At 32.4% G+C, this 3,049-nt stretch carries 3 protein-coding genes; all 3 read left to right on the forward strand.

What is annotated here, in order from left to right:
- On the forward strand, window positions 1-840 hold an 840-nt coding region (locus VKY47_RS10780; protein WP_324312728.1), incomplete at its 5' end, for a type I restriction-modification system subunit M.
- Window position 841: 1 nt separating this feature from the next.
- Complete coding sequence (locus tag VKY47_RS10785) at window positions 842-2,011, forward strand: restriction endonuclease subunit S (RefSeq protein WP_324312730.1); 1,170 nt, start codon at window positions 842-844, stop codon at window positions 2,009-2,011.
- The coding region (locus VKY47_RS10790; RefSeq protein WP_324312732.1) for an ApeA N-terminal domain 1-containing protein at window positions 2,011-3,049 on the forward strand (1,039 nt) is incomplete at its 3' end. The genes VKY47_RS10785 and VKY47_RS10790, both read left to right, overlap by 1 nt.

Consider the following 3,049-nt stretch of genomic DNA (forward strand, 5'->3'; position numbering starts at 1 on the left):
GTGGCTAAAGAAGTTAAACAAGTAAATAACTACTATGGCCAAGAGTTGAACAGAACAACTTACAACCTGGCACGTATGAACATGATCCTGCACGATGTCCATTACCGCAAGTTCGATATAAAACAAGATGATGTTTTAGAAAATCCCCAACACATTGATGAACGGTTTGAAGCAATTGTGGCCAATCCTCCATTTTCTGCAAAGTGGAGTGCGAACGCTTTATTTACAAGTGATGACCGTTTTAGTCAATATGGTAAACTCGCTCCTAAATCAAAAGCTGATTACGCTTTTGTTCAACACATGATTCATCATTTAGCTGAGAATGGCACTATGGCTATAGTCTTACCCCATGGTGCTTTGTTTAGAGGTGCAGCTGAAGGCCATATTCGTCAATACCTTATTGAAGACCGCAATTATTTAGATGCTGTTATTGGCTTACCTGCTAACATTTTCTACGGTACAAGTATTCCTACATGTATCATGGTTTTTAAAAAATGTAGAGAGAATCCGGATAACATTCTTTTTATTGATGCCAGTGAACATTACGAGAAAGTAAAAACTCAAAATCAACTTAGAGATAAAGATATTGATAAAATCATTTCTACATATCAAGAGAGAACTGAAATAGATAAATACAGCTATGTGGCTTCATTAGAGGAGGTCGCAGAAAACGATTATAATTTAAACATTCCTCGTTATGTAGATACCTTTGAAGAAGAAGACCCAATTGATATTGATGCAGTAGCTGAAGATTTGGTTTTAACAGATAAAGAAATGGAAGCTATTGATAAGGAAATAGCTGGGTTTTGTAATGAACTAGGAATTAAAAGCCCTTTTTAAGATGAAGAAACTTAAAAATCAAAAACCATCAATACGTTTTAAAGAATTCTCCTATAATTGGCCTCAAGTTAGAATGGGGGATATATTAAAAATAGGTTCTGGAAAGGACTATAAACATTTAAATCCTGGTGATATACCAGTTTTTGGGAGTGGTGGTTACATGACAAGTGTTGATGAAGCTATCTATTCAGGTGAGACCGTTTTTATTGGTCGGAAAGGTTCTATAGATAAACCATTTTACTATAATGGTGCTTTTTGGACAGTTGATACCCTGTTCTATACACGTGATTTCAAAAAATGTGTCCCTAAATTCGTTTATTGCCTATTTCAAAATATTAATTGGTACAAGTATAATGAAGCTTCTGGTGTTCCTAGTTTATCAAAAAAAACAATCGAGAGTATAATTATTGATATTCCTTCCCTCCCCGAACAACAAAAAATAGCTTCTTTCCTTTCAAAAGTAGATGAGAAGATAACCCTCCTAACTAAAAAGAAAGAACTTCTTGAAGAGTACAAAAAAGGAGTAACTCAAAAAATATTTAAACAAGAAATTAGGTTTAAAGATGAACAAGGAAATGATTATCCCGCATGGATAGAGTTTAATATGGGCGATATTGGTAAAACAATTAATGGTTTATCAGGTAAAACCAAAAATGATTTCGGAGAAGGAAAACCTTATATCCAATACATGCAAATATTTAGTGGATCTAAAATTGATATTAATAATTTTGGTTACGTAGATATTAAGCCCAATGAAAATCAATCTAAAGTTAGATACGGTGACGTTTTCTTTACCACATCATCTGAAACCCCAAATGAAATAGGTACAGCTTCAGTGTTATTGGATAAAGTTAATGAGGTATATTTAAATAGCTTCTGTTTTGGGTATCGTCCAAACTCTTTTTCTGTTTTAGTTCCAGAGTTTGCTCAATTTTTGTTTAGGTGTGATATATTTAGAAGGAAAATCATTCCTTTAGCGCAGGGTAGTACAAGATTCAATTTGTCAAAAGTAGAACTAATGAAAACCACTGTTCTCATACCTTCGATTCATGAACAAAACAAAATAGCAGATTTCTTATCCACTATAGACAAAAAAATATCCGCTGTAGACCAACAGCTTTCTCTAGCTAAAGAATGGAAAAAAGGCTTGTTACAAAAAATGTTTGTGTAATGGAAACTACTCAGCGCTATTTTGGCAAATTATTTTTCCCTATTGAAAAAAAGCCGGTTGAAAACGTTTGGCTAAATATTATCGGAAAGAAAATTTTTGTTGAAATTCCAAATCCAAAACTTGCAACCGAAGATTGGCCTGTTCTACATGGAGAATTTAATAAACTAGGTACAGTATCGTTAATAGACTGCAGTTTAGGTGCATCCTCCCATGGTTTTGGTGGAGAAGGTTGTAAATTGAATGTGCATAAATTAATTCAAGGAGAAAAGCTATCATTTAATAGACAATGCTTTATATCTAATATATCGCTAACAAGCCAGGCATTAAATGATTGGATTAGTGATGTTGCGAAGATTAATTCTGATGGTTCTACAATTACAATCCCTCAACCAGAAACCGTTCTCAAAATTTCAACTGAGAACTTCACGCTTGCTATAAATGTTGGATTTAATGAGTCCACCTCTTATACAAAAATCACTTTAGATCGTGTTATATTTGTCTCTATAAGGTTTTCCGATCCTCTAAATATTTTTGAATTCTTTATATGGAAGAATAAATTAGAAAAACTTATAGTTTTCTTGACTAATGAGGATCCAAAAGTTAAAATTGGAAGTTTAAACAAGTCACCACATCGCATTTATGGAATAGATTCCAAATGGGAGTCTCATAAGTTTTCTCATTCTATAAAATTTAGTTTTAAAGAATTGAAAGAATACCTTCCAGAAATAATAGAGAGTTGGTTTGACAAAAAAGGTCTTGATTCAATAGTAGATTTACTATTAGAAAAGAAAGCTTATCCAGCACTTTCACCTCAAAAGCATTTCTTAAATATGTGTGTTGCTTTAGAAAGTTTTCATAAAAACATTATTGATGAAAAAATACCTTTAATAGATAAAACCACTTTAGATAATAGAGAAAAAATAAAAACATTACTTGATAAGGATAAAGAGCTTTTAAGATGGTTTAGTAAAAAAACAACATTTTGGAAAAACCCAACCCTTATTGACAGAATATACTTCTTCAAAAAAGATCTACAAG

The organism is Xanthomarina sp., assembly GCF_035306705.1.
Taxonomy (GTDB): domain Bacteria; phylum Bacteroidota; class Bacteroidia; order Flavobacteriales; family Flavobacteriaceae; genus Xanthomarina.

What these genes read in the sequence shown, in the direction of transcription:
- VKY47_RS10785 (WP_324312730.1), top strand. Translation starts at nt 842, where the DNA reads ATGAAGAAACTTAAAAATCAAAAACCATCAATACGTTTTAAAGAATTC.